This window comes from Actinacidiphila cocklensis (assembly GCF_907177275.1).
In the GTDB taxonomy this organism is placed as follows: domain Bacteria; phylum Actinomycetota; class Actinomycetes; order Streptomycetales; family Streptomycetaceae; genus Actinacidiphila; species Actinacidiphila cocklensis.
On the sequence record NZ_CAJSLV010000048.1, the window covers coordinates 126,286 to 151,796 of the forward strand.

The window sequence follows — 25,511 nt, forward strand, 5'->3', positions numbered from 1 at the left end:
AGCCTAACTTCGATCAACTCGTCGCCGGAGTCCGCTTTCCGCAGTTCCCGAGCCCCCGTACGTCGAAGACCCGGCGCGCGCCGACGGTCGCGGTCAGATGGCCGCGCACGCAGGTGTTGTCCAACTGCTCGGTCACGGTGCCCTTCACGGAGATCTTCTGCTGGTCCTCCGTGCGCCCCACGCAGTCCACCGACGCCTGCCTGCTGCCCGTCGAGGCGCTGCACGACAGCCACTCCACGTGGACCCTGTCCGCCTTCAGCGCGTGCGTGGCCAACTGGTCCGTCGTCGCCGACACCGCACTGCTGCCGAGCCCGTCCGCCGGCTCGCACGCCGCGACGCCCACCCCCGCGGCGGCGAGCAATGCCCCAACCGCCCAGTTCCTCCTGGTCTTTCCCATCCCTCTACGGTCCTGCGCCGCCGCCCGCCGGTCCATCCCCCACACGGCCGATTCGCACCCTTACGGGACCCGTCGCCATGTGCTGTGCGGCCGTCTCACTGCGCGGGCGGCGTCTCACCCAGTGGTCCGCGCAAGATGCGATCACCGTGCCCGCGGGGTGCTGTGGAAGGGTCCGTCCGCTCATCGCACGGAGGAACCCATGGGCCACATCACCGTCGGCAGCGAGAACTCGACCACCGTCGAGCTGTACTACGAGGACCACGGCGAGGGGCAGCCCGTCGTCCTGATCCACGGCTTCCCGCTCAACGGGGCCTCCTGGGAACGGCAGATCCCCCTCCTGCTCAAGGCGGGGTACCGCGTGATCACCTACGACCGCCGCGGCTTCGGCAAGTCCAGCCAGCCCTCCGCGGGCTACGACTACGACACCTTCGCCGCCGACCTGAAGGTCCTGGTGGACACGCTCGACCTGCGGGACGCGGTACTGGCCGGCTTCTCCATGGGCACCGGTGAGGTCACCCGCTACCTGGGCAGCTACGGCTCCGAACGGGTCGCCAAGGCCGCGCTCTTCGGGCCGATCCCGCCGTTCCTGCTCCGCACCGACGACAATCCCGACGGCGTCGACAAGTCCGTCTTCGACGGCATCAAGCAGGCGATCGTCGCCGACCGGCCGGCCTTCCTGAAGGCCTTCCTCGACGACTTCAACAACGTCGACAAGCTGGGCGGGGCGCGGATCAGCGAGCAGGCGTGGCAGTCGCAGTGGAACGTCGCGGCCGCCGCTTCGCCCATTGCGACGCTCACGTGCGTCGACTCGTGGCTGACGGATTTCCGTGGCGATGTACCGCGCAACGACGTGCCGACGCTGGTGGTCCAGGGCACGGAGGACCGGATCCTCCCGATCGCCTCCACGGGCCGGCGGCTGCCGGCGCTGCTCAAGGACTGCCGCTTCGTGGAGATCGAGGGCGGCCCCCACAACATCGGCTGGACCCACCCGGAGGAGATGAACGCGGCGTTCACCGACTTCCTCGCCGAGTGAACCACCGGGGGAGGTCAGGACCAGCGATCAGTGCGGGTGAGGAGCAGGGCGGTGGCGGCCACGCCGGCCGTGGAGGTGCGCAGGACCGTCGGTCCCAAGCGGTACGCCAGGGCGCCCGCCTCCGCGAAGGCGGCGATCTCCTCGGGGGCGACCCCGCCCTCGGGGCCGACGACCAGGACCAGCGACCCGGCGGAAGGCAGCGGCGCGGACGCCAGCGCGGCGGCGCCCTCCTCGTGGAGGACCCCCGCGAACTGCGCACCGCCGAGAAGCGCCGCGACCTGACGCGTCGTCATCAGCTCCCCGACCGAGGGGAACCGCAGGCGCCGCGCCTGCTTGGCCGCCTCCCGGGCGGTGGACCGCCACTTGGCCAGCGACTTGGCCCCGCGCTCCCCCCGCCACTGCGTCACGCAGCGACCCGCCGCCCACGGCACGATCGCGTCGACGCCGGCCTCCGTCATCGTCTCGACGGCGAGTTCGCCGCGGTCGCCCTTGGGCAGGGCCTGGACGACGGTGATACGCGGGGAGGGCTCGTCCTCCTCCCGGACGCCGTCGACGTCGACGTCCAGCTCGTCCTTGCCGCGTACGGCCGCCACACGGCCGTACGCGCCCCGTCCCGCCCCGTCCGTCAGGACGACCTCCTCGCCGGGCTGCAGCCGCCGTACGGACACCGCGTGGCGCCCCTCGGGGCCGTCCAGGGCGATCCGGGAGGGCGAGCCGTCCAGCGCGGCGGGCTCGACCAGGAAGACCGGCGCCGTCACGCCACGACCTCCTGTGCCGCGTGCAGCTCCTCGATCAGCAGCTCCATCAGGCGCCCCGCCGATTCCTCACGGGCCAGCCGGTGGCCCTGCCCGGCCCACAGGGCCATCGCCTGCGGGTCGCCCCCAGCGGCGGCGGCCTTGCGCAGCGGCGCCGTCAGATGGTGGATCTGCGGGTAGGCCTGCGGCGCGTACGGCCCGTGCTCGCGGATGAAGCGGTTGACCAGCGCACGGCCGGGGCGCCCGGAGAAGGCCCTGGTCAGCTCGGTGCGGGTGAAGACCGGGTCGGTGAGCGCCCGCTTGTGCAGCGGATCGGCGCCGGACTCGGGGCAGACCAGGAAGGCCGTGCCGAGCTGCGCCGCGTCCGCGCCCGCCGCGAGCACCGCGGCGATCTGCGCGCCCCGCATCAGGCCGCCGGCCGCGATCAACGGCACCTGCACCGCCTCGCGCACCTGCGGCAGCAGGGCGAGCAGGCCGGTGCCCGCGTGGTCGAGCTGCGGGTCGTCGCGGTGGGTGCCCTGGTGGCCGCCGGCCTCCACGCCCTGCACGCACACCGCGTCGGCGCCGGCCCATTGCGCGGCCAGCGCCTCCGGCACCGAGGTGGCGGTGACCACGGTGTACGTACCGGCCTTGCGGAACGACTCCAGCACCGCCTGCGCCGGGCACCCGAACGTGAAGCTCACCATCGGCACGGGGTCTTCCAGCAGGATGGCGACCTTGGCGTCGTAGGCGTCGTCGGTGCCGGCGTCGGGGTCGCCGAGCGGCGTCCCGTACCAGGCCCCCTCGCCGGCCAGCTGCTCGGCGTACACCGCCACGGCGGACGGGTCGGTGGCCTTGGGCTGCGGCATGAACAGGTTGACCCCGAAAGGGTGCGTGCTCTGGTCGCGGAGCTGCCGGATCTCCTCGTACATCGCCTCGGGCGTCTTGTACCCGGCCGCCAGGAACCCCAGCCCGCCGGCCGCTGCGACCGCCGTGGCCAGCCGCGGGTTGGACGCGCCACCGGCCATCGGGGCCTGCACGATCGGGTACGCCGAGAACGACGTCAGACTGGGCGCGGACATGCACCTAGCCTGCCATGCGCTCGCCGCGCCGGCCCATACCGCCCCCCGGGTCCCCTCGCGCCGGACGGCGCCCCTCCCGGGCCGCGCCCGGCCCGCCCCACCCGTCACCCGGCGACGGACCGCCACCACGTCAGGGCAGCGCTGGCGCCGCCCCAGGAGCCGTCACACGGATCGGGACCGCCACCACATCAGGCGGCGCTGGCGGCCGCCCCCCAGGACCCGTCACACGGCGAGGGACCGCCACGACATCAGGGGCGCGGGTCGCCACCGGCCCGAAGGGGCTGTTCGGTCTGAACCGGGCCACCGGCCGCGAGCGAAGCGCACCCCCAGGCGAAGCCCTGGGGACGGTTGCGCGCGCAGTTCCCCGCGCCCCTGGTGGTTGCCCGCTTACCGAAGGGGAACCCCACGCCACCGCGCCCGGCGGAAGGGCGCCCTCCTGCGCCAGGAGCACCCCAAGGCCACCGCGCCCAGCGGAAGCGCGCCGTCCCGCGTAAGAGGCACCCCGCAGGCACCGCGGCCCGCGGAAGGGCGCCCCCTTGCGGAAAGGGGCACCCCTCAGGCACCGCGCCCAGCGGAAGGGCACCCCTCGGGGCAAAGGGAGCGCGGCCGCGCGTCAGCGGCCGTTGAACGCGTCCTTCAGGCGGGAGAAGAGGCCCTGCTGGCCCGGGGCGAACTGGCCCGTGGGGCGTTCCTCGCCGCGGAGCTTGGCCAGGCGGCGGAGCAGGTCCTCCTGGTCCGCGTCGAGCTTGTGCGGGGTCACGACCTCGACGTGGACGACGAGGTCGCCGCGGCCGCCGCCGCGCAGGTGGGTGATGCCGCGCTGGTGCAGCGGGATCGACTGGCCGGACTGCGTGCCCGGCCGGATGTCGATCTCCTCGATGCCGTCGAGCGTCTCCAGCGGGCACTTCGTGCCGAGCGCCGCGGCCGTCATCGGGATGGTGACGGTGCAGTGCAGGTCGTCGCCGCGGCGCTGGAACACCTGGTGCGGGACCTCGCGGATCTCGACGTAGAGGTCGCCGGCGGGGCCGCCGCCGGGGCCGACCTCGCCCTCGCCCGCGAGCTGGATGCGCGTGCCGTTGTCGACGCCCGCGGGGATCTTGACGGTCAGGGTGCGGCGGGACCGCACCCGCCCGTCTCCCGCGCACTCCGGGCACGGCGTGGGCACGACCGTGCCGAAGCCCTGGCACTGCGGGCAGGGGCGGGAGGTCATGACCTGGCCGAGGAAGGACCGGGTGACCTGGGACACCTCGCCGCGGCCGCGGCACATGTCGCAGGTCTGCGCCGCGGTGCCGGGCGCGGCCCCTTCGCCGTTGCAGGTCCCGCAGGTGACCGCGGTGTCGACCTGGATGTCCTTGGTGGTGCCGAAGGCCGCCTCTTCGAGGTCGATCTCCAGCCGGATCATCGCGTCCTGCCCGCGCCGGGTGCGCGAGCGCGGTCCGCGCTGCTGCGACTGCCCGAAGAAGGCGTCCATGATGTCGCTGAAGTTCCCGAAGCCCTGGCCGAAGCCCGCCCCCGCGCCGCCGCCCGCGGCCGACAGCGGGTCGCCGCCGAGGTCGTAGACCTGCTTCTTCTGCGGGTCGGAGAGCACCTCGTAGGCCGCGTTGATCTCCTTGAACCGCTCCTGCGTCTTGGGGTCGGGATTGACGTCAGGGTGCAGCTCCCGGGCGAGACGGCGGAATGCCTTCTTGATCTCGTCCGGACCTGCGTCGCGGCGTACGCCCAGTACGGCGTAGTAGTCCGTGGCCACTTACGACTCCGCCAGGATCTGTCCGACGTAACGTGCCACTGCGCGTACCGCTCCCATCGTTCCGGGGTAGTCCATGCGGGTCGGTCCGACCACGCCGAGTTTGGCGACTGCCTCGTCGCCCGAACCGTAGCCGACGGCCACCACCGAGGTGGAGTTGAGGCCCTCGTGAAAATTCTCATGCCCGATCCGCACGGTCATCGCGGAGTCGGTTGCCTCGCCGAGCAGTTTGAGAAGCACCATCTGCTCCTCCAGTGCTTCGAGCACGGGTCTGATCGTCAGCGGGAAGTCGTGGTTGAACCTCGTGAGGTTGGCGGCGCCGCCGAGCATGATGCGCTCCTCGGTCTGCTCCACCAGAGTTTCCAGCAGGGTGGCGAGCACTCCGGCGACCGCGGGGCGGTCGTCGGGGTCGAAGCTCTCCGGCAGGTCCTGGACCAGCGGCGGCACGTCGGCGAAGCGGCGGCCGACGACCCGGCTGTTGAGCCGGGCGCGCAGGTCCGCGAGCACGGTCTCGCCGACCGGTGCCTGGCAGTCGATCAGCCGCTGCTCGACCCGTCCGGTGTCGGTGATCAGCACCAGCATGATGCGGGCGGGCGCGAGCGCCAGCAGCTCCACGTGGCGCACCGAGGACCTGGTCAGCGACGGGTACTGCACGACGGCGACCTGCCGGGTGAGCTGCGCGAGCAGCCGCACCGTCCTGGCGACGACGTCGTCGAGGTCGACCGCGCCGTCGAGGAAGTTCTGGATCGCCCGGCGCTCGGCGGACGACAGCGGCTTGACACCGGCCATCTTGTCCACGAACAGCCGGTACCCCTTGTCGGTGGGGATACGGCCCGCGCTGGTGTGCGGCTGGGCGATGTAGCCCTCGTCCTCGAGCACCGCCATGTCGTTGCGCACGGTGGCCGGTGAGACGCCCAGCCGGTGGCGCTCGGTGAGCGCCTTGGAACCGACCGGCTCCTCGGTGCCGACGTAGTCCTGGACGATGGCACGCAGGACTTCGAGTCTGCGTTCGCTCAGCATCGCGCACCTCCAGCCGTGTCGTCCCTGGCCTGGCACTCCGCCGTTTCGAGTGCCAGCTTTCCCGCAGCAAGTGTACGGCGAGGCGGCAAGGGCTCGGCAAGGGTGCGGCACACCGGGTACGGGGAGGTGACCGCGAGCGGCACCGCGGCGGCGATAGCGTCACCCCCGTGGAATCTGTGGAGAGCACGGAGAATCCGGGTACGGGCGGTTCTGTCTGGGAGCAACTGGCTCCCGGGGTCGCCCGGCGACGGATGCCCCATCTCGATGTGACGATCGGACTGGTGGTCGGCTCCGGCGGCGTACTGCTGGTGGACACCGCCTCCACGCCGGCGGAGGGCGCGGAGCTGCGCGGGCAGGTCGAGGCGCTGACCGGCCGCACGGTCACGCACATCGCCCTCACCCACGGCCACTTCGACCACGTCTTCGGCACCGCCGCCTTCCCCGGCGCCGAGGTCTACGGGGAGCGCTCGCTTCCGGACTATCTGCGCCGGGAGCGCGAGGCGCTGCTCGAGTCCGCGGTACGGCACGGCACCGACCGGGAGCAGGCCGAGCAGGCGGCGCGGGAGCTGGTGCTGCCGACCCGGCAGGTGGCCGGGGAGACCGAGGTCGACCTGGGCGAGCGCCGGGTGCGGCTGGTGCACCCGGGCACCGGGCACACCGACCACGACCTGGTGGTGGTCGTGCCGGGCGCCAGCCCGAGCGACCCGACGGTGGTCTTCTGCGGCGACCTGGTCGAGGAGTCGGGCGAACCGCAGGCGGGCGACGACGCCGACCCGGCGCACTGGCCCGGCACCCTGGACGCGCTGCTCGCCCTCGGCGGCGAAACCGGCCGCTATGTACCGGGCCACGGCGCCGTGGTCGACGCGCGTTACCTGCGGGCGCAGCGCGACGCACTTGCCGAGCGCTTCGGGACCGCGACCTAGGCTCGCTTTTCCGCCGCCTTGTGCCGCGCGTCCTGGGCTCGGCAAGGGGCTGCTGGTTACGATCGCCCCCATGCGCAGCAGGAGTTACGACCCCGAATTGACCCCGCCGTGGAAGAAGAGCGCCCCGGCCCCCGAGGTGGCGGCGGAGGCCGACCTGGTGGTCGAGGAGGCGACGACGGGCTTCTGCGGGGCCGTGGTGCGCTGCGAGAAGACCGCGGAAGGGCACACGGTCACCCTGGAGGACCGCTTCGGCAAGCACCGGGTCTTCCCGATGGTGCCCCGCGGCTTCCTGATCGACGGCCGCACGGTCACGCTGGTGCGCCCGCAGGCCGCGCCCGCACCGCGGGGGCCGCTGCTGTCCGCGTCGGGTTCCGTGGCGGTGCCCGGCGTGAAGGCGCGGGTGGCGCGGGCCGGGCGCATCTACGTCGAGGGGCGGCACGACGCCGAGCTGGTCGAACGGGTCTGGGGCCACGACCTGCGGGTCGAGGGCGTGGTCGTGGAGTACCTGGAGGGCGTCGACGACCTGCCCGCGATCGTGGCGGACTTCGCCCCGGCCCCCGACGCCCGGCTCGGCGTGCTGGTCGACCACCTGGTGCCGGGGTCGAAGGAGTCGCGTGTTGCCGCGTCGGTGAGCGGCGCGGACGTCCTGGTCGTCGGGCACCCGTACATCGACGTGTGGGAGGCGGTGAAGCCCGCTTCCGTCGGCATCCGGCAGTGGCCGCGGGTGCCGCGCGGCGAGGACTGGAAGACCGGGGTGTGCCGGGCGCTGGGCTGGGACATGTCCACCGGTGAGGCCTGGCAGCGCATCCTGGCGTCCGTGCGGACGTACAAGGACCTGCAGCCGGAGCTGCTGGGCTCGGTGGAGCACCTGATCGACTTCGTGACCGCGCCCTGAGCGGGGCGGGCCGCCGGGTCAATCGGTGAGGTCGCGCACCACGGCGTCGGCCAGCAGCCGCCCGCGCCGGGTCAGGACGGCCCGCCCGGCCGCGTGGGCCGCGGGCTCCAGGAGGCCGTCGCCCACCGCCCGCACCGCCGCCCTGGCGCCCGCGCCGGTCAGCAGGTCGAGCGGGCAGCCCGCGGACAGCCGCAGCTCCAGCAGGATGCGCTCGACCCTGCGGTCCTCGGCGGCGAGCACCTCGCGCCCCGCGCCGGGGCTGCGGGACTCGGCGAGCGCCTGCGCATAGGCGCCCGGGTGCTTCACGTTCCACCAGCGCACACCGCCGACGTGGCTGTGCGCACCGGGTCCCGCGCCCCACCAGTCGGCGCCGGTCCAGTACAGCTCGTTGTGGCGGCACCTGGCGGCGTCGGCGGTCGCCCAGTTGGAGACCTCGTACCAGCCGAATCCGGCCGCGGACAGCCGCTCGTCGGCGATCAGGTAGCGGTCGGCGTGCTCGTCGTCGTCGGTCATGGGCACCTCGCCGCGGCGGATGCGCCGGGCCAGCTGCGTACCCTCCTCGACGATCAGCGCATACGCCGACACATGGTCGGGGCCTGCGCCTATTGCCGCGTCGAGCGAGGCACGCCAGTCGTCGTCGGACTCGCCGGGGGTGCCGTAGATCAGGTCGAGGTTGACGTGCTCGAAGCCCGCGGCGCGTGCTTCGGCGACGCATGCCTCGGGCCGCCCCGGGGTATGGGTGCGGTCCAGGATCCGCAGCACATGCTGCCGGGCGCTCTGCATGCCGAAGGACATCCTGGTGAAGCCGCCGGCCCGCAGCTCGGCAAGATACGCCGGGCCGACGGACTCCGGGTTGGCCTCGGTGGTGATCTCCGCGTCCGGCGCGAGTCCGAACTCGTCCCTGATGGCGCCGAGCATCCGCACGAGGTCCGCCGCAGGCAGCAGGGTCGGGGTGCCGCCGCCGACGAAGACCGTCTCCGCCTGCCGCGGGTCGTCCCCGAGCACCTTCCTGGCCAGCCGGATCTCGTCGATCAGGACGTCGGCGTAGTTGTCGCGGGACGCCAGTGCGCCGCCGGAGCCGCGCAGCTCGCTCGCGGTGTAGGTGTTGAAGTCGCAGTAGCCGCAGCGGGTGGCGCAGTAGGGCACGTGGAGGTAGAAGCCGAGCGGCCGTCCCGCGGCGCCGGACAGCGCCTGCGGCGGCAGGGCGCCGTCCTCGGGCACGGGTTCGCCGTCGGGCAGTACGGAGGGCATGACCCCAGTATCCGGCACGCCGGGCGGTACCCGGCACGTCAGCGGGCCTGGAGGACGAGCACCGCCAGGTCGTCGGCGGGCGGCACGGTGTCGTACGCGTGCACCGCGTGCCGTACGTGCTCGGCGATACCGGTCGCGTCCAGGCCCGTACAGCCGCCGAGGAGGGTGGCCAGCCCGTCGTCGTCGTCGAGCTGCCGCGGGCCGCGGCGGCGCTCGGTCACGCCGTCGGTGACGCACAGCAGGGCATCGCCGGGCGACAGGTCGAAGGACTCGCTCGTATATTGCGGCGTCTCGGAGATCCCCAGCAGGATCTGCGGGTGGGCCGCCTCCCGCACCCTGCCGTCCCTGCCGAGCAGCAGCGGCAGCGGGTGGCCCGCGGAGGCCAGGGTGCAGTGGGCGCCGCCATCCGGCGCGTACGGCGTGATCTCGCCGTAGAGCAGCGAGAGGAAGCGGGCCTGGCCGCCCTCCCAGGCCGCGGTCCGGCCCACCAGCGCGGCGGCGGCCTCGTCGGCGAGCGCCTTGTTGAGCCGGTCGAGCACGTCGCTGACGCCGAAGCCCTCGCGGGCCAGCAGCCGCAGCACCGGGCGGGCGACACCGGCGAGCGAGGCGGCCTCCGGGCCGTTGCCGCACACGTCGCCCAGCGCGAAGCACCAGCGGCCGTCCCCGGCGGGGAAGAGGTCGTAGAAGTCGCCGCCGACCCAGTCGCCGGCCAGCGGCTCGTAGACCACGGCGTGGTCGACACCGGGGATGTCGCCCACGGCGGGCGGCAGCAGGCCGCGCTGCAGGACGGTGCTGATCATCGCCTGCCGCGCGTACTGCCGCGCCGCGCCCATGGCCAGGGCCACCCTGCGGGCGAAGTCCTCGACCAGGCCGGTCATCTCGTCGGGCATCCCGAGCAGCCCGGCCCTGCCCAGCAGCAGGGTGCCGTGGCAGCGCCCCGCCACGATCAGCGGCACCGCCAGGGCGCCGCCGCGGTCGCACACCGGGTCGTCCGACACCACGGGCCACACCGCCCGCCGCGCCCCCGGCGGCAGGTCGGCCGGCGGCGGCGCCTTCTCCAGCACGGCCCGCAGCCCGTCGATCCGATGCTCCTCGCCGTGCCACACGCTGGACAGCCGGGCCTGCGCCCCCGCCGGGTACACCCACACCGCGCACCAGTCCGCGATCCGCGGCACCAGCAGCTGCGTCGCCAGCGACGCCACGTTGTCCTCGTCCAGCTGGCCCGCCAGCAGGTCGGACGCCTCGGCCAGGAAGGACAGCGCACCGCGGTTGACCCAGTCCTGCTCGGTGCGCCGGTTGCCCGCCGGCGGCGGTACGGGCGCGAGCAGCTCCGCGGGCGGTTCGCCGTGGGGGGCGGGCGGCAGGGCCTCGCCGCCGTCCGGCGGGAGGTCGAAGCGGCACCACACCGTCTTGCGGTCGCGGCGGTAGCTGATGCCCCAGGCGTCGGACAGGGCCGCCACGAGCTGCAGGCCGCGGCCGCCCTCCCGGCTGTCGTCGGGGGCGTCCGGCGCGTCCTCGCGGCCGGCTTCCTCGTCGCGGAGCACCCGCGCCGGGTGATGGTCCGACACCTCGACGACGACGCCCGGCGGCGAGTCCCTGGCGTCCAGCCGGCACACCAGCTCCACGGTGGTGCCCGCGTGCACCACGGCGTTCGTCACCAGCTCGCTCACCAGGAGCGTGCCGTCGTCCACGTGCCGCTCTTCGAGGCCGGCGGCCGCGGGCATTCCGCTGGCGGCCCAGTCGGCCAGCGCCGCCCGCAGGAACCGGCGGGCCGCGCGCGCGGCCTGCTGATTCCCGGGCAGGCTCGTCTGCGACACGGTCTGGGAGATGTCCGAGGCCGTGTCGCGGGCCTCGCCCTCACGGCGCGCACGGGGGAGCCTCACGGCTCCATGGTTACAGGTTGCCGTCGTTCGGCGGCATTCCGTGACCCCCGAGCGGGTCCCTTTCCCCCGAACTCCCCGCTTCCCCGGCCCCGACCCACTAACATCCCGGGCGCCCCGGGGGGTGCCACTTCCCCGCCGTCGTGGTTGCGCGCGCAGTTCCCCGCGCCCCCGAAGAACGCTCATCCTCTGCGCAGTGGGCGAGCCCTGCCAGGGGCGAACGCTGTGCGCAGGAGGACGCAGGCCAAGAGGGGCACGGGGAACTGCGCGCCCCGCGACGACGCGGCGGCAGACAAGCAACGCACCGCAAGGGGCAGCACCCAGGCGAAGCTCTGGGGGCGGAACTGCGCGCCAAGCCACGACGGCGGGAAAGGCGCGAGGTCACAGCAAGGGGCGGGGCGGACCGCCAGGGAGGCCTAGGCCTCCCTGGCGCCCGAGTACATTTCCTCGATCAGGCGCGCGAACTCCCGCTCCACCACGGGCCGCTTGAGCTTCAGGCTGGGCGTGAGGTCGCCGTGCTCGACGTCGAGGTCGCGGGGCAGGATCCGGAACTGCCGGATCTGCTGCCACCGCTGCAGGCCCTCGTTGAGCTGCTGCACGTACCCCTCGATCAGCTCGCGGGCCTCTTCCGAGGCGACGACCTCCGCGTAGGTGCGGCCGGCGAGGCCGTGCTCCGACGCCCAGCCGAGAATGGCCGGCTCGTCGAGCGCGAGCAGCGCCGTGCAGAAGTTGCGTCCGCCGCCGACGACCAGGACGTTGCTGACGAAGGGGCACACCGCCTTGAACTGCCCCTCGACCTCCGCGGGAGCGATGTACTTGCCGCCCGAGGTCTTGATGAGGTCCTTCTTGCGGTCGGTGATCTTCAGGAAGCCGTCGGGGGAAAGCTCCCCGATGTCGCCGGTGTGGAACCACCCGTCGGCTTCCAGGACCTCCGCGGTCTTGTCGGGCAGGCCGTGGTAGCCCTGCATGATGCCCGGCCCGCGCAGCATGATCTCGCCGTCCTCGGCGATGCGGACCTCAAGGCCCGGCAGCGCCTTGCCGACCGTGCCGGTGCGGTAGTTCTCGCCCGGGTTGACGAAGCTGGCGGCGCTGGACTCGGTGAGGCCATAGCCCTCCAGGATGTGGATGCCGGCGCCGGCGAAGAAGTAGCCGATCTCCGGGGCGAGCGCGGCCGAGCCGGACACGCAGGCCCGCAGCCGGCCGCCGAAGGCCTCCCGCAGCTTGGAGTAGACGAGCTTGTCGGCCAGGGCGTGCTTGGCCCGCAGCCCCACCGGCGCCGAGGGCGTACCCGTGAGCCGCATGCTGTTCTGCGTGGCCTTGGCGTAGTCGCGGGCGACGCCCGCGGCCCACTGGAAGATCCGGTATTTGGCGGCACCGCCGGCGCGGGCGCGGCCCGCGACGCCGTTGTAGACCTTCTCGAAGATGCGCGGAACCGCGGCCATGTACGTCGGCTGGACGACCGGCAGATTCTCGATGATCTTGTCGACCCGGCCGTCGACGGCGGTGATGTGCCCGACGGAGATCTGTCCCGCGGTGAGCACCTTGCCGAAGACGTGCGCGAGCGGCAGCCACAGGTACTGCACGTCCTCGGGCTCCAGCAGGTCGACCGCCTCGATGGCCCGCGCCATGTACGACCAGCAGTCGTGCGGCAGGCGGACACCCTTGGGGCGCCCCGTGGTGCCGGAGGTGTAGATCAGCGTGGCGAGCTGGTCCTTGGTGATCGCCGCGACCGCGTCGGTGACGGCTGCCGGGTGCTGGGCGAGGTAGGCCTCGCCGCGCTTCTCCAGCTCCGCCAGCGACAGCACCCAGCCGTCGCCGGCCTCGTCGAGGGCGCCCTCGGGGTCGATGACCACGACATGGGCCAGCTCGGGCAGCTCCGACCTGCGCTGCCGTGCCTTCTCCAGCTGCGCGGCGTCCTCCACGATCAGCACCCGGCTGCCGGAGTCGGCGAGGATGAACGCGGTCTCCTCGGCGTTGGTGCTCGGATAGACGGTGGTGGTGGCCGCGCCGGCACACAGCACGCCGAGGTCGGCGAGGATCCACTCGACCCGGGTGTTGGAGGCGATGGCGACCCGCTCCTCGGGTCGTACCCCCAGCTCCATCAGGCCGGCCGCGACGGCGTACACCCGGCGGGCGGACTCGCCCCAGGTGAGCGACTTCCAGCCGTCGGGTCCCTCGTGGCCGCCCTCAGGCGGCACCGGGTAGCGGTAGGCCTCCGCGTCCGGCGTGGCCGCCACCCGGTCCAGGAAGAGCGTCGCCACGGAGGGCGGCCGATTCTCTAGCAACGTCTGTGTGTCGGTCACCGCAACCTCCGGGCACGCGCGGGCGTTCTTAACTCACCAGTAACCTATCCGTCGGATCAGAGTAGAGGGCCGACGCCCGGCGCGTAAGAGGGTGCGGCCAGCGCGTCGCGTCCCGCCGCCGGGCGAAACCCCAGGCCTTCGCCTGGGGCTCCGTGCCCTGCGCCCTACTTCTTCGCCTTGGACTCGCCGTCGGAGTCGGTGGACAGCACCGCGATGAAGGCCTCCTGCGGGACCTCCACGTTGCCGACCATCTTCATCCGCTTCTTGCCCTCCTTCTGCTTCTCCAGCAGCTTGCGCTTGCGCGAGATGTCACCGCCGTAGCACTTGGCGAGGACGTCCTTGCGGATGGCGCGCACCGTCTCGCGGGCGATGACCCGGGCGCCGATGGCGGCCTGGATCGGCACCTCGAAGTTCTGCCGCGGGATCAGCTCGCGCAGCTTGGCGACCAGCCGGACGCCGTACGCGTACGCCTTGTCCTTGTGGGTGATCGCCGAGAAGGCGTCCACCTTGTCGCCGTGCAGCAGGATGTCGACCTTGACCAGGTCGGCGCTCTGCTCGCCGGTGGGCTCGTAGTCCAGCGACGCGTAGCCGCGGGTCTTGGACTTCAGGTTGTCGAAGAAGTCGAAGACGATCTCGGCCAGCGGCAGCGTGTAGCGGATCTCGACCCGGTCCTCGGACAGGTAGTCCATGCCCAGCAGCGAGCCGCGCCGGTTCTGGCACAGCTCCATGATCGCGCCGATGAACTCGGTCGGGGCCAGCACCGTGGCCCGCACCACCGGCTCGTAGACCTCGGAGATCTTGCCCTCGGGGAATTCACTCGGATTGGTGACGACGTGCTCGGCGCCGTCCTCCATGAGCACCCGGTAGACGACGTTGGGCGCCGTCGCGATCAGTTCGAGGCCGAACTCGCGCTCCAGGCGCTCGCGGATCACGTCCAGGTGCAGCAGGCCGAGGAAGCCGACCCGGAAGCCGAAGCCCAGGGCCGCCGACGTCTCCGGCTCGTAGACCAGCGCCGCGTCGTTGAGCTGCAGCTTGTCCAGGGCCTCGCGCAGCTCCGGGTAGTCGGAGCCGTCCAGCGGGTACAGCCCCGAGAAGACCATCGGCTTCGGGTCCTTGTAACCGCCCAGCGCCTCGGTGGCGCCCCTGCTCTGGGTGGTGATCGTGTCACCGACCTTGGACTGCCGTACGTCCTTCACACCGGTGATCAGATAGCCGACCTCGCCGACGCCGAGCCCGTCGGCGGGCAGCATCTCCGGCGAGTTGGTGCCGATCTCCAGCAGCTCGTGGGTTGCGCCGGTGGACATCATCCGGATCCGCTCGCGCTTGGTGAGCTGCCCGTCGATGACACGGACGTAGGTGACCACGCCGCGGTAGGAGTCGTAGACCGAGTCGAAGATCATCGCGCGGGCGGGCGCGTCCGCGATGCCGACCGGGGCGGGGACGTCCCTGACCACCCGGTCGAGCAGCGCGTCCACCCCGACGCCGGTCTTGGCCGAGACCCGCAGCACGTCCTCCGGGGAGCAGCCGATGAGGTTGGCCAGCTCCTCGGAGAACTTCTCCGGCTGGGCGGCGGGCAGGTCGATCTTGTTCAGCACCGGGATGATGGTGAGGTCGTTCTCCATCGCCAGGTAGAGGTTCGCCAGCGTCTGCGCCTCGATGCCCTGCGCCGCGTCCACCAGCAGGACGGTGCCCTCGCAGGCGGCGAGCGAGCGGGACACCTCGTAGGTGAAGTCGACGTGGCCCGGGGTGTCGATCATGTTCAGGATGTGCGTGCCGCCGGAGCCGTCGCTGGGCTGCCAGGGCAGCCTGACCGCCTGCGACTTGATGGTGATGCCGCGCTCACGCTCGATGTCCATCCGGTCGAGGTACTGCGCACGCATCTGCCGCGCGTCGACGACGCCGGTGAGCTGGAGCATGCGGTCGGCGAGCGTCGACTTGCCGTGGTCGATGTGCGCGATGATGCAGAAGTTGCGGATCAGCGCCGGGTCGGTACGGCTCGGCTGCGGCACGTTGGCCGGCACGGATGAAGGGGTCGCGGGCACGCAGGGTCCATTTTCTCGAGACGCTCACCGCCGCGCTCGGCGCGGGACTCGGTCTCTGCTGGCTGGTCGGATCGATACGTAGCCTCCATGGTCCCATGGCCGGAGGGTGCCGTGCGGTTTGGGAGCGGCCCGGCGCTGCTGGTAACCTGGGGCGCTGTGCCTCGTGACGCCCGTCAACGGCAATCCGCCGGACCCGGGAACCGGGGCGCTGATCCTTTCGGTAAACGAACCTGAGAAGGCTCTTTCGTGGCGAACATCAAGTCCCAGATCAAGCGCAACAAGACCAACGAGAAGGCGCGACTGCGCAACAAGGCGGTCAAGTCCGAGCTCAAGACCGCGGTCCGCCGCACCCGTGAGGCCGTCGCGGCCGGCGACGCCGCCAAGGCCGAGGCCGCCGCGCGTGCCGCGTCCAAGAAGCTCGACAAGGCCGTGAGCAAGGGCGTCATCCACAAGAACCAGGCCGCCAACAAGAAGTCGGCCATCGCGCAGTCGGTCGCCTCGCTCCAGGGCTGATCACCCAGGGTCCGCCGGCACGGCGGGCAACCGGAATCAGCGGCCCCTCTACCGCCCGGACCCGCACCGCCCAAGACCCGCGCCGCACGCGGACGTTCGCCACGTGCCTGCGGCGCACCGACAGGCCTTCACTGCCCGTCCGGGAATCCCGGACGGGCAGTACTTTTACTCACGGCGTCGATATCCTCACCATATGTCGATGCCGCCGCCTGACCAGCCGGGCTCAAACCCGTATGCGAACCCCCCGCAGGGCTCAGGAGCCGTGCCCCCGCCGGGACCGCCGCCCGGGCAGATACCCGGCCAGCCGCAGGTCGGCGGGTACGGGGCGCCCGTGCCGCCGCAGCACAACCCGTACGCCCAGACCGCGGCCGGCCCCTACGGCTCCCCGCAGCCCGCGTACTACGGTGCGCCGCAGCCGCCGGGCGCCGCGCCCGCGGGTGCTCCGCGCGGCGGGGCGGGCAAGGCGGTGCTCTGGGGAGTGGTCGGCGCCGTCGTGGCGTCCGCACTGTGGGGCGGCGGGATGCTGCTGCTCGGCAAGGACTCGGGCAAGCCCGCCCTGCACGGCTACAAGGTGTCCAAGAACCTGTGCAGCGCCCTGGACATGAGCGCCTTCACGACCGCGTACCCCAAGCCGGACGACGACCCGACCTTCTACACCAGCGACCGGCCGACGCTGGCCGAGATGCACTGCAGCGAGAGCCTCAAGCAGGAGTCCTCGACCTACTCCGACGCCTACCTGACGGTCGACGCCGACCTGCACCGCAAGACCGACCCGCAGGCCGAGTTCGCCGACCACATGAAGGGCTACGAGGTCATCGGCGGCGCGGACGCGAAGGACAAGTACACCGTCACGCCGGTGGAGGGGTTCGGGGACGAGGCGTATCTCGCGACCATGGACTCCATCACCGCGGAGTCGGACGGCAGCTCGACCGGCAGCAGGGAGGCCGTCCTGAGCGTGCGCGACGGGGCGCTGATCTTCACCATGTCCTGGTACCACTACCCCGACTCGCTCAACGACAACCAGGACGAGGACAAGTCGCCGACCCTCAGCCAGGGCACCGAGTGGGTGAAGGCGTCGACGAAGGCGACGCTGGCCAAGCTCAAGTAGCGGGCCGGCGGCTTCTCAGCCGCGGGCGCGGGCGGCGCGGGCGATGGTGACCACCGCCTTCTCCAGGGCGTAGGCCGGGTCGGCGGCGCCGCCCTTGACGGCAGCGTCGGCCTCCGCGACCGCGCGCAGCGCGACCGAGACGCCGTCCGCGCTCCAGCCGCGGACCTGCTGCCGCACCCGGTCGATCTTCCACGGCGGCATGCCCAGGTCCCGGGCCAGCTGGCCCGGATTCGCGCCGCGGGGTGCCGACGCGAGCTTGCCGATGGCGCGGACCCCGGAGGCCAGCGCGAAGGTGATGCCCGGCAGCGGCTGCCCGACCGACAGCGCCCAGCGCAGCCGCTCCAGCGCCTCGGCCGTTCGCCCGGTCACCGCGAGGTCGGCCACCTCGAAGCCGGTCGCCTCGGCCCGCCCGGTGTAGTAGCGGGCGACCACCGCGACGTCGACGGTGCCCTCGGTGTCCGCGACGAGCTGCGCGCACGCGCTGGCCAGCTCCCGCAGGTCGCTGCCGATCGCGTCGACCAGCGCCTGCGCCGCCTCGGGCGTCACGGACCTGCCGAGCGTACGGAACTCGCCGCGTACGAAGGCGAGCCGGTCGGCGGGCTTGGTCATCTTCGGGCACGCCACCTCCCGCGCCCCCGCCTTGCGCGCCGCGTCCAGCAGCGCCTTGCCCTTGGCGCCGCCGGCGTGCAGCAGCACCAGGGTGATCTCCTCCACCGGCGCGGCCAGATACGCCTTGACGTCCTTGACCGTGTCGGCCGACAGGTCCTGCGCATTGCGCACGACGACGACCTTGCGCTCGGAGAACAGCGACGGGCTGGTCAGCTCGGCCAGCGTCCCCGGCTGCAGCGCGTCCGGCGTCAGGTCCCGTACGTCGGTGTCCGCGTCCACGGCCCGCGCGGCCACCACCACCTCCCGCACGGCGCGGTCGAGCAGCAGGTCCTCCTGCCCCACGGCGAGCGTGAGCGCAGCGAGCGGGTCGTCTTGAGCGGTCTTCCTGGCCATCGCGCCCCAGCATCCCACGCCCCTGTGACATCGAGCCCGGGGCTGTCGCGCGTAACGTTAGCGTAGCGGATCTGTCACAGACTGTCGTTCCGCCCAGTGCGGCAAACCGACCTTCACCATAGTGAATCGCACTCATCGGCCAACACAGCCATAAGGAACATTGTGCGCAGAATCGCCCTCACCCTGGCCGTCGCCGGCCTTGCCGTCGCCCTGACCGCCTGCGGCGGAACCAGCGTGAAGACCAGCCCGGACAGCACGACGCAGGCCAGCGTCCCGGCGGCCACCGCCACAAGCGTGGCCGCGGCTTCCACCCCGACGTCCACAAAGCCCACGGTCGCGCACATCGGCGACACGATCACCCTGCACGGCAGCGACCCCGGCCTGGCGGTCGCCGTCACCGTCGTCGCGTGGAACGCGAACGCACACGGCGCCGACGAGTTCACCACCCCGAGCAAGGGCAAGCGCTTCGTCGCCGCGCAGTTCAAACTTGTCAACACCGGCAGCGCCGTCTACTCCGACAGTCCCAGCAACGGGGCGCAGGTCGCCGACAGCCAGGGGCAGCGCTTCTCCTCCACCTTCGCGGAGATCAGCGCAGGGCCTTCGATGTCCAGCAACGTCAATCTCAGGCCGGGCGACATGGCTCTGGGCTGGATCCCCTTCGAGGTCCCGATCTCGTCGACGATCAGTACCGTCCAGTTCGCCCTGGACTCCGGGTTCGCCGATCAGGTCGGGGAGTGGTCCGTGAAGTGACCGCCGCTCCCCCGCGGCACAATGTCCCGGTGACCGATGTACGCCATGTCCTGGTGCTTCCCGACCGCGATGCCGCCGAGGAGGTCGCCGCGGAGCTGGCCGAGGGCTTCTCCCTCGCGGAGGAGCCGCGGCTCGTACGGGACGCGCTTGCCGGGGAGGACGACGCCGAGGACGCTCAGTGGCTGGTGGTCGTCGAGGACCCCGGGGGCGCTCTCGTCCCGTCCGCACTCGACGCCGTTGCGGCCGCCCACGACGGCTGGCTGGAGTAGGCCGTCAGGTGGGGAGGTCGCGGGTGTGCGGCACGGGGGAGGGCAGCAGCCACAGGACGCCGAAGGTGGCGGCGACGGTGACCAGCCACAGTGCGGGGCGCAGGCCGATCGCCGAACCGAGGAAGCCGCCGGCCAGCGCGCCGAGCGGGCGGACGCCGTAGTTGACGGTACGGAAGGCGCCGGAGACCCGGGAGCGCAGGGCGTTGGGTATGACGGCGGCCTGGAGTGAGCCGGCGGCTATGTCCAGCAGCATCACGCCCAGGCCCGAGACGAACTCGGCGGCGAAGAAGGCGGCCAGCAGTAGCGGGGTCGGGCCGCCGGCCAGCGGGACCAGGATCAGTGGCGCGGGGAAGGCGACCGCGCCGACCATCAGCGCCGGCCCGATCCCGATCGCCCCGATGATCCGGCTGCTGACCACCGCGCCCAGCAGGCTGCCGACGGCGCCGGCGCCGATGACCAGGCCCAGTGTCCCCGCACTGAAGCCGAGTTCGTCGACCGCGTAGAGGACCACGAGCGTGTGGAAGGCGAAGTTGAAGAGGTTGATGGTCGCGGCGCAGGCGAGCATCGCCCGCAGCAGCGGGGAGCGCGCGATGAAGCGCAGCCCTTCGGTGAGGCGCCCCTTGCCGCGCTCGGCGGCGGGTGGTTCGACGGGCGCTATCCGGGCCAGCTGCCAGGCCGAGGCCAGATAGGACGCGGCGTCGGCGAGCAGCGCGAGGGGCGCGGCGAGCACCTGGACCAGCAGGCCGCCCGCACTCGGCCCCGCGACGAAGGAGAACGCGCGGCTGCCGCTGGTCAGCGAATTGCCCGACACGTACTGCTCGGGTCTCACCAGCGACACGAACAGCGTGGCGTTGCAGACGTCGAAGACGACCGCGAGGGTGCCGACCGCGAAGACGACGACGCACAGCTGGACGAAGGTGAGCACCCCGAACGCGTAGCCCAGGGGCAGCGAGGCCATCAGCGCGGCGCGGGCCAGGTCCGCGGCGATCATGGTCTGCCTGCGGCGCCCGCGCCGGTCCGCCCAGGCTCCCGCGGGCAGCGAGAACAGCAGCGCGGGCAGCAGCCCGGCGAAACGCAGCCAGCCCATGCCGGTGGCCCCGACGTGCAGCACGAAGACGGCGGCCAGCGGGACCGCGAGGTAGCTGACCTCGTCCCCGAAGAGCGAGACGGTCTGCCCGGTCCAGTAGCGGCGGAACTGCTGTTCACGCAGCAGCGCGGGCGTACGGGCCGCGAGCCCCCGTACCGCGGTGGGCGCGCTCACGGCTGCTCCCCGGGGCGGTCGGTGTCCGTGGCCCTTTCCGGGGCGACATAGGCGACGTGCAGGTAGGCCACCCGGCGGGCGCCTTCCGGCCGCAGCTCCGGGTGGTAGCCGCGGTCGGCGAACTCCGCGACCATCGCGTCGAACCGCTCGCCCAGCGCGACCAGTTCCTCCGGGGTGAGGTACAGCATCGCGTCGGAGTGGCGCTCGGCCCGCTGCCACTCCTCGGGCAGGGTGTGCCGGGTCTCCAGTGCCCGCATCATGCGGTGGAACTGGTTCTCGGCGACCGCCGCGTTCAGCGCCTCCGCGGCCGAGGCGACCGCGGGGTCCGGCGAGTAGTTCGGCCAGTCCGTGTACGCGGCCGTCGCCCGCCACGGCTTCTCCCGTCCGGGACCGCCCGGGTCGGCCTCCTCGACCAGCCCGTACTTGGCCAGTATCCGCAGGTGGTACGAGCAGCTGGCGACGGACTCGCCGGTCAGCTCCGCGGCCCGGGTCGCGGTGAACGGCCCTTCCTGGCGGAGCAGGCCGACCAGGGTCATCCGGGTGGGATGCGCGTACGCGCGCAGGGCGCGCGGGTCGGTGAGGTGGACCTGGTGCTCCCATGGCTTCTCCGTCATGTACCTAAAGCTAGCTTTCTAAAGAAGTCTTTACAAGCATCTCTTTCTAAGCAGACCTTTAGGATGCTGCCCGCCCGCTTCAGCCGGCGCCCGCCGACCCGCCGCCCGCCCTCGCGCCCGCCAGCACCGTCCGCAGCCCGGCCGGGCCGTCGCCGGCGACCGCGATCGGCCCGTCCGTGTCGGTCCGCAGCACCGTCGCGCCCAGCGCCCGCAGCGCGGTGACCGTACGGGCGGCCGGGTGGCCGTAGCGGTTGTGCGCGCCCACCGAGATCAGCGCCAGGCGCGGCCTCGTCCGGGCGAACAGCACCGGGTCCTGGTACGCGCTGCCATGGTGGGCGACCTTGAGGACGTCGACCCGCGGCAGGCCGGGCGGTGCGTCCAGCACTTCCTGCTGGGCCACAGGCCCCAGATCCCCCGCGAGCAGCAGGGTCAGGCCGCCGGTACGGACCAGCAGCGCCACGCTCGCGTCGTTCGGGTCGTCGTCCGGCAGCGCATCGGCGGTCGGCGGCGGCCACAGCACGCGCCAGGCCAGTCCGCCCGCACTGCGCTGCTCCCCCGCGCTCGCCCGCAGCATCGGCACCCCCGCGGCCGCGGCCTCCCGGCGCACCGCGGCCGCCTGCGCCGCCGGTTCGTCCAGCACCGTCGTCTCGATCGCGCCGACGCTGCGGCCGCGCAGCACACCGGGCAGGCCGTCCGCGTGGTCGGCGTGGAAGTGCGTCAGGATCACCAGCGGGATCGTCGTGACCCGCAGATCGCGCAGGCAGCGGTCCGCCAGGGCAGGGTCCGGCCCCGTGTCCACCACGACGGCGCTGCCAGGCCCCGCCGCGAGGGCCAGCGCGTCGCCCTGCCCCACATCGCACATCGCGAACCGCCAGTCGGCGGGCGGCCACGCCGCAACGAAACCCGGCAGCGGCAGCGGGCGCACCAGCGCCACCAGCAGGAGCAGGGCCGCGGCGGACGCGGGCCAGGGTCTCCCGGCCAGCGCTCTGCCGCCGACCGCGAGCGCGACCGTCACCACGGCCAGCAGCGCCGCGCCCGGCCACCCGCCGGGCCAGCCGATCTCCGCCCCCGGCAGGGCCGCGCCATGCCGGGCGACGGTCACGATCCACCGGGTCGGCCACCCCGCCAGCCAGGCCAGGGCCGCCGCCGCGGCCGGGGCGAGCGGCGCCACCGCCAGCGCGCAGAAGCCGAGCACCGTCGCGGGGGCCACCGCAGGTTCCGCCAGCAGATTGCACGGCACCGCGACCAGGCTGAGCCGCGCGGAGAGCACCACGATCAACGGGCCGCAGGCAGCCTGCGCCGCGCCCGCCGCGGCCAGCGCCTCGGCCAGCCGGGGCGGCACACCCCGGCGGCGCAGGGCCGCGCTCCAGCGCGGGGCCAGCGTCAGCAGCGAGCCCGTGGCCAGGACCGACAGCGCGAATCCGTACGACCTCGCGACGGCCGGGTCGTAGAGCACCAGCAGCAGGACGGCGCCGCACAGCGCCGGCAGCAGCGAACGGCGGCGGCCCGTGCCGATCGCCAGCAACGTGATCAGCCCGCATGCCGCGGCCCGCAGCACGCTCGGGCTCGGGCGGCTGACCAGGACGAAGGCCGCGGTCAGGACCGCGCCCAGCACTGCCGTCAGGCGCAGCGGGATGCCGAGTGCCGCCGCCAGCCCGCGGCGCTCGGCCCGGATCGCCCGGGCCGGCGGCCCGATCAGCAGGAGCAGCACGATCGTCAGGTTCGCGCCCGACACGGCGGTCAAGTGCGCCAGGTCCGTCGCGTGAAAGGCGTCCTCCAGGTCCTGCGGCAGCGCACTCGTGTCCCCGATCACCAGCCCGGGGAGGAGCGCGCGGGCGTCGGGCGGCAGGTCACCACTGGCCTTTCGCAGGCCGGACCGCAGCCGGGCCGCGAGGCGTTGCGGTGTGCTGGGCGGGGCCAGGACGCGGGGCGGGCCGCCCGTGGGGTGCAGTACCGCTGCCGCGGGGTCGGCCGGGCCGCGGGTGGGCGGGCTCACGCGGACCCGCACGGACACCGTGGTCGACGGCAGCAGCCGGAGCCAGGCCGCCTGGTCGCGGTTCGCCAGCACGACGACGGGGGTGCGGGTTCTCGTCGTGCCCACGCGGACGGCTTCCGCCCTCACCACGACGATGCCGTTGCCCGTGCCGGGCGGGGGTGGGGTCGGGGTCCGCGTTCTGAACGGGTCGGCGGTGATCCGTAGCTCCACCGGGACCGCTACCGGCGCTCTGCGGGCGGCCAGTTCGGGAATCGGGCCGCGGTGGCGGTCGGCGTCCGCCAGCGCCGCGACGGCGGTCGCCGTCGCGACGGCCAGCAGCGCAGCCGCTGCCGCGGCGGGGAGGGTGGGGGTGCGGTGCCCTGCCCGGGCGGGGTGGCCGGGCTCCGGCCTTGGCCCTGCGGGCCGTTCCTGTGGCTGTGTCCGCGCCCTTGCCGTTGCCCTCGCCCTTGCCCCGCGGGCGGCTGTGACCGCTGCTGCCGCCCCGGCGGCTGCCGCGAGTCCCGCGGTTACGAGCAGGGCCGTCGCGCCGACGGCCGGCGTCAGGGCTGCGGCCGCCCAGGCCGCCAGGGCAGGCGGCACGAGCCGCAGATCCGGCGGGCCGTCCTGGTGCGGTTCCGACGCGCCCAGCCGGGACGCGGCCGCCGCGTGCACGGGGGTGCGGCCTTGCCGCACCGCTTCTTGCGCGGTCAGGCCCGGCTGGGCCGCGCCCTGCGGGGCTTGGGCCGTCCCTTCGGGCGACGGTCCCTCGTGGTTGCTCGCGCGGTTCCCCGCGCCCCTCCCGGGCGGCACCCGCCGTGCGGACGCTTCTGGCACGTCGCGGCCGGGCGTGCCGATTCCTGCGCGCTCCCCGCGGGCCGCACGCCCCGGCCGCACTTGGCGCCCGTCGTCGTTGCCCATGCTCGTGCCGTGGGGCGGTTGCGAGGGGCTGGGGTTGTTGGAGGTCATGGGTGGACCAGGGGTTTGAGGGTGGTGAATTTGTGGTCGCCGATGCCGGGGATCTGGCGGAGCTGCTGGATGGTGGTGAAGCCGCCGTGCTGGGTGCGGAAGTCGAGGATGTGCTGGGCCAGGACCGGGCCGACGCCCGGGAGGGCGTCGAGTTGGGGGGCCGTGGCCGAGTTCAGGCTGAGAGGGGCGGTCGGGGAGAGGGAGGTCGTGGCGTCGGGGGGCGGGGCAAGGCCCACCAGGAGTTGTTCGCCGTCGGTGAGGAGGCGGGCGAGGTTGAGGGCCGTGGTGTCGGTGCCCGGGAGAGGGCCGCCCGCTGCCGTCAAGGCGTCGGCGACACGGGAGCCGGGCGGGAGCCGGCGCAGGCCCGGGTGCGGGACCTTGCCGGCGATGTCGACCGTCAGGTCGGGCCGCGCGGAGGCGGCGGGCGGTGGGGCGGCAGCCGCAGCCGGGACCGCGGCGGGGACGTGGACCGCGTGCGGGCGGCCCGCCACGTAATGCCGCACCGCGAGCCCCGCGCCCACCAGCAGGACGACCACCAGCGCCAGCACCGTGCGGAATTCCAGCCCGCAGCGCAGCAGCAGCCAGGTGCGCAGTCCGTCGAGCCGCCCTCTCGGCGGCCCCGCCTCCGCCTCCGGCTCCGCCTGCGGTCGAGATGGAGGTGGAGGTGGAGAAGGAGGAGGGGGCTCGGGCGGTGCGCCGAAGATCGCGGAGGCGCGCTCACGGGTGAGTGCGGCCCTGGCCTGCACGGCAGCCTTGCGGCGCGGGCGGATGACGATGATCGGGCCGGCCTGGCCCACCGGGTTCGTCGCGTTCATACCGATCATCGTGGACCGGCCGGCCCACCCCGCGATGATCTTGGTCCGCAGCCTGTGGATAACTCACAGCCTGTGGACAACCACGGTCAGTGCGGGGAGATCACCACACCGAGCAGCCCCGGCCCGGCGTGAGCGCCGATCACCGCGCCGACCTCGCTCACGACCAGGTCGTCGAGGCCGTGCACGCGCTCGCGCAACCGGTCCGCCAGGGTCGCGGCGCGATCCGCCGCGGCGAGGTGGTGGACCGCCAGGGCCACCCTGCGGGTGCCCGCCTGCTCGACCACGATCTCCTCAAGGCGGGTGATCGCCTTCGAGGCGGTGCGGACCTTCTCCAGCAGTTCGATCCGCCCGTCGGCCAGCCGCAGCAGTGGCTTCACCGCGAGCGCGGAGCCGAACAGGGCCTGGGCGGTGCCGATCCTGCCGCCCCTGCGCAGGTAGTCGAGGGTGTCGACGTAGAAGTACGCGGAGGTGTCGGCCGCGCGCTTCTCGGCGGCGACGACCACCTCGTCGGCGGTGCCGCCGGCCTTCGCGGTCTCCGCGGCCGCGAGGACGGTGAAGCCCAGGGCCATCGCGACCATGCCGGTGTCCACGACGCGGACCGGGACGGGGGCGTCCTTCGCGGCGATCAGCGCGGCGTCGTAGGTGCCGGAGAAGTCGGCGGACAGGTGGAGCGAGACGATCGCCGCCGCGCCGGACGCGGCAGCGGCTTCGTAGGCCGCGGCGAATTCGAGGGGGCCGGGGCGGGAGGTCGTGACCGGGCGGCGGCGCTGGAGCGCGCGGGCGACGGCGGGGGCGGAGATTTCCGTGCCCTCTTCCAGGGCCTCGTCGCCGATCACCACGGTGAGGGGCACGATGGTGATCTGGTGGCGGTCCAGGGCGTCGCGGCCTAGGTAGGCCGTGGAGTCCGTGACGATGGCGACGTGCGGGGGCATGT

Annotated in this window: 22 protein-coding genes; 7 read left to right on the plus strand and 15 right to left on the minus strand. The window is 73.2% G+C overall.

Annotation, left to right across the window (positions count from 1 at the left end):
- Positions 1 to 13 precede the first annotated feature (13 nt).
- A complete protein-coding gene (locus NFU81_RS11585; protein ID WP_251488440.1) occupies positions 14 to 397 on the minus strand; it encodes a hypothetical protein in 384 nt (127 codons plus the stop codon).
- Between the two features lie 199 nt (positions 398 to 596).
- On the opposite strand from NFU81_RS11585, the gene NFU81_RS11590 reads away from it, so the two are divergent.
- A complete protein-coding gene (locus NFU81_RS11590; protein WP_251488443.1) occupies positions 597 to 1,430 on the plus strand; it encodes an alpha/beta fold hydrolase in 834 nt (277 codons plus the stop codon).
- A gap of 14 nt (positions 1,431 to 1,444) precedes the next feature.
- Here the strand turns inward: NFU81_RS11590 and NFU81_RS11595 are convergent, their stop codons facing one another.
- The 4 genes from NFU81_RS11595 to hrcA form a co-directional block, all read right to left on the minus strand.
- The gene (locus NFU81_RS11595; protein WP_251488447.1) at positions 1,445 to 2,188 is read right to left on the minus strand and encodes a 16S rRNA (uracil(1498)-N(3))-methyltransferase; all 744 of its coding nucleotides are present in this window, start codon (positions 2,186 to 2,188) and stop codon (positions 1,445 to 1,447) included.
- Positions 2,185 to 3,246: a nitronate monooxygenase gene (locus NFU81_RS11600; RefSeq protein WP_251488450.1), complete on the minus strand. Its 1,062-nt coding sequence runs from the start codon at positions 3,244 to 3,246 to the stop codon at positions 2,185 to 2,187. The genes NFU81_RS11595 and NFU81_RS11600 overlap by 4 nt, the downstream gene beginning before the upstream one ends.
- A gap of 613 nt (positions 3,247 to 3,859) precedes the next feature.
- Positions 3,860 to 4,993, minus strand: a complete 1,134-nt coding sequence (gene dnaJ / locus NFU81_RS11605; protein ID WP_251488453.1) for a molecular chaperone DnaJ — start codon at positions 4,991 to 4,993, stop codon at positions 3,860 to 3,862.
- Positions 4,994 to 6,010 carry a heat-inducible transcriptional repressor HrcA gene (gene hrcA / locus NFU81_RS11610; RefSeq protein WP_251488455.1) on the minus strand — a complete coding sequence of 339 codons (1,017 nt, stop codon included), beginning with the start codon at positions 6,008 to 6,010 and terminating at the stop codon, positions 4,994 to 4,996.
- A gap of 176 nt (positions 6,011 to 6,186) precedes the next feature.
- On the opposite strand from hrcA, the gene NFU81_RS11615 reads away from it, so the two are divergent.
- Together NFU81_RS11615 and NFU81_RS11620 are read left to right on the plus strand one after the other, a co-directional pair.
- Positions 6,187 to 6,933 (plus strand): MBL fold metallo-hydrolase, encoded by a 747-nt coding sequence (locus tag NFU81_RS11615; protein WP_422665185.1) that lies wholly within the window; start codon positions 6,187 to 6,189, stop codon positions 6,931 to 6,933.
- A 70-nt stretch (positions 6,934 to 7,003) separates the two neighbouring features.
- On the plus strand, positions 7,004 to 7,828 hold the full coding sequence (locus NFU81_RS11620) for a DUF3097 domain-containing protein (protein ID WP_251488457.1): 825 nt from the start codon (positions 7,004 to 7,006) through the stop codon (positions 7,826 to 7,828).
- Positions 7,829 to 7,846: 18 nt separating this feature from the next.
- Here NFU81_RS11620 and hemW read toward each other — a convergent pair whose 3' ends face one another.
- From hemW to lepA, 4 genes are all read right to left on the minus strand, one after another.
- Positions 7,847 to 9,079: a radical SAM family heme chaperone HemW gene (hemW, locus tag NFU81_RS11625; protein ID WP_251488459.1), complete on the minus strand. Its 1,233-nt coding sequence runs from the start codon at positions 9,077 to 9,079 to the stop codon at positions 7,847 to 7,849.
- Positions 9,080 to 9,117: 38 nt separating this feature from the next.
- Positions 9,118 to 10,896, minus strand: a complete 1,779-nt coding sequence (locus NFU81_RS11630; RefSeq protein WP_251489040.1) for an ATP-binding SpoIIE family protein phosphatase — start codon at positions 10,894 to 10,896, stop codon at positions 9,118 to 9,120.
- A gap of 479 nt (positions 10,897 to 11,375) precedes the next feature.
- Positions 11,376 to 13,262 (minus strand): AMP-dependent synthetase/ligase, encoded by a 1,887-nt coding sequence (locus tag NFU81_RS11635; RefSeq protein WP_251488461.1) that lies wholly within the window; start codon positions 13,260 to 13,262, stop codon positions 11,376 to 11,378.
- A gap of 164 nt (positions 13,263 to 13,426) precedes the next feature.
- Entirely contained in the window at positions 13,427 to 15,304 is a 1,878-nt protein-coding gene (lepA, locus tag NFU81_RS11640; RefSeq protein ID WP_251488463.1) for a translation elongation factor 4, read from the minus strand.
- A 246-nt stretch (positions 15,305 to 15,550) separates the two neighbouring features.
- Between lepA and rpsT the strand changes: the two genes are divergently transcribed.
- Together rpsT and NFU81_RS11650 are read left to right on the plus strand one after the other, a co-directional pair.
- The gene (gene rpsT / locus NFU81_RS11645) at positions 15,551 to 15,817 is read left to right on the plus strand and encodes a 30S ribosomal protein S20 (RefSeq protein WP_251488465.1); all 267 of its coding nucleotides are present in this window, start codon (positions 15,551 to 15,553) and stop codon (positions 15,815 to 15,817) included.
- Positions 15,818 to 16,079: 262 nt separating this feature from the next.
- Positions 16,080 to 16,925, plus strand: a complete 846-nt coding sequence (locus NFU81_RS11650) for a hypothetical protein (protein ID WP_251488468.1) — start codon at positions 16,080 to 16,082, stop codon at positions 16,923 to 16,925.
- Between the two features lie 15 nt (positions 16,926 to 16,940).
- Here the strand turns inward: NFU81_RS11650 and holA are convergent, their stop codons facing one another.
- Positions 16,941 to 17,927, minus strand: coding sequence for a DNA polymerase III subunit delta (gene holA, locus NFU81_RS11655; RefSeq protein WP_251488471.1), 987 nt, complete (start codon positions 17,925 to 17,927; stop codon positions 16,941 to 16,943).
- A gap of 162 nt (positions 17,928 to 18,089) precedes the next feature.
- On the opposite strand from holA, the gene NFU81_RS11660 reads away from it, so the two are divergent.
- Both NFU81_RS11660 and NFU81_RS11665 read left to right on the plus strand, forming a co-directional pair.
- Positions 18,090 to 18,677, plus strand: coding sequence for a DUF4352 domain-containing protein (locus NFU81_RS11660; RefSeq protein ID WP_251488474.1), 588 nt, complete (start codon positions 18,090 to 18,092; stop codon positions 18,675 to 18,677).
- 29 nt (positions 18,678 to 18,706) lie between these two features.
- Complete coding sequence (locus NFU81_RS11665; protein ID WP_251488476.1) at positions 18,707 to 18,946, plus strand: hypothetical protein; 240 nt, start codon at positions 18,707 to 18,709, stop codon at positions 18,944 to 18,946.
- A 4-nt stretch (positions 18,947 to 18,950) separates the two neighbouring features.
- Here the strand turns inward: NFU81_RS11665 and NFU81_RS11670 are convergent, their stop codons facing one another.
- The 5 genes from NFU81_RS11670 to NFU81_RS11690 form a co-directional block, all read right to left on the minus strand.
- Positions 18,951 to 20,207 (minus strand): MFS transporter, encoded by a 1,257-nt coding sequence (locus tag NFU81_RS11670; RefSeq protein WP_251488480.1) that lies wholly within the window; start codon positions 20,205 to 20,207, stop codon positions 18,951 to 18,953.
- Positions 20,204 to 20,821 (minus strand): winged helix-turn-helix domain-containing protein, encoded by a 618-nt coding sequence (locus NFU81_RS11675; RefSeq protein ID WP_251488482.1) that lies wholly within the window; start codon positions 20,819 to 20,821, stop codon positions 20,204 to 20,206. Before NFU81_RS11675 ends, NFU81_RS11670 begins: the two co-directional genes overlap by 4 nt.
- Before the next feature lie 79 nt (positions 20,822 to 20,900).
- Positions 20,901 to 23,762 carry a ComEC/Rec2 family competence protein gene (locus NFU81_RS11680; RefSeq protein ID WP_251488484.1) on the minus strand — a complete coding sequence of 954 codons (2,862 nt, stop codon included), beginning with the start codon at positions 23,760 to 23,762 and terminating at the stop codon, positions 20,901 to 20,903.
- Positions 23,759 to 24,577, minus strand: coding sequence for a ComEA family DNA-binding protein (locus NFU81_RS11685; protein ID WP_251488486.1), 819 nt, complete (start codon positions 24,575 to 24,577; stop codon positions 23,759 to 23,761). The genes NFU81_RS11680 and NFU81_RS11685 overlap by 4 nt, the downstream gene beginning before the upstream one ends.
- Before the next feature lie 86 nt (positions 24,578 to 24,663).
- Complete coding sequence (locus NFU81_RS11690) at positions 24,664 to 25,509, minus strand: DegV family protein (protein ID WP_251488488.1); 846 nt, start codon at positions 25,507 to 25,509, stop codon at positions 24,664 to 24,666.
- Between the last annotated feature and the right edge of the window lie 2 nt (positions 25,510 to 25,511).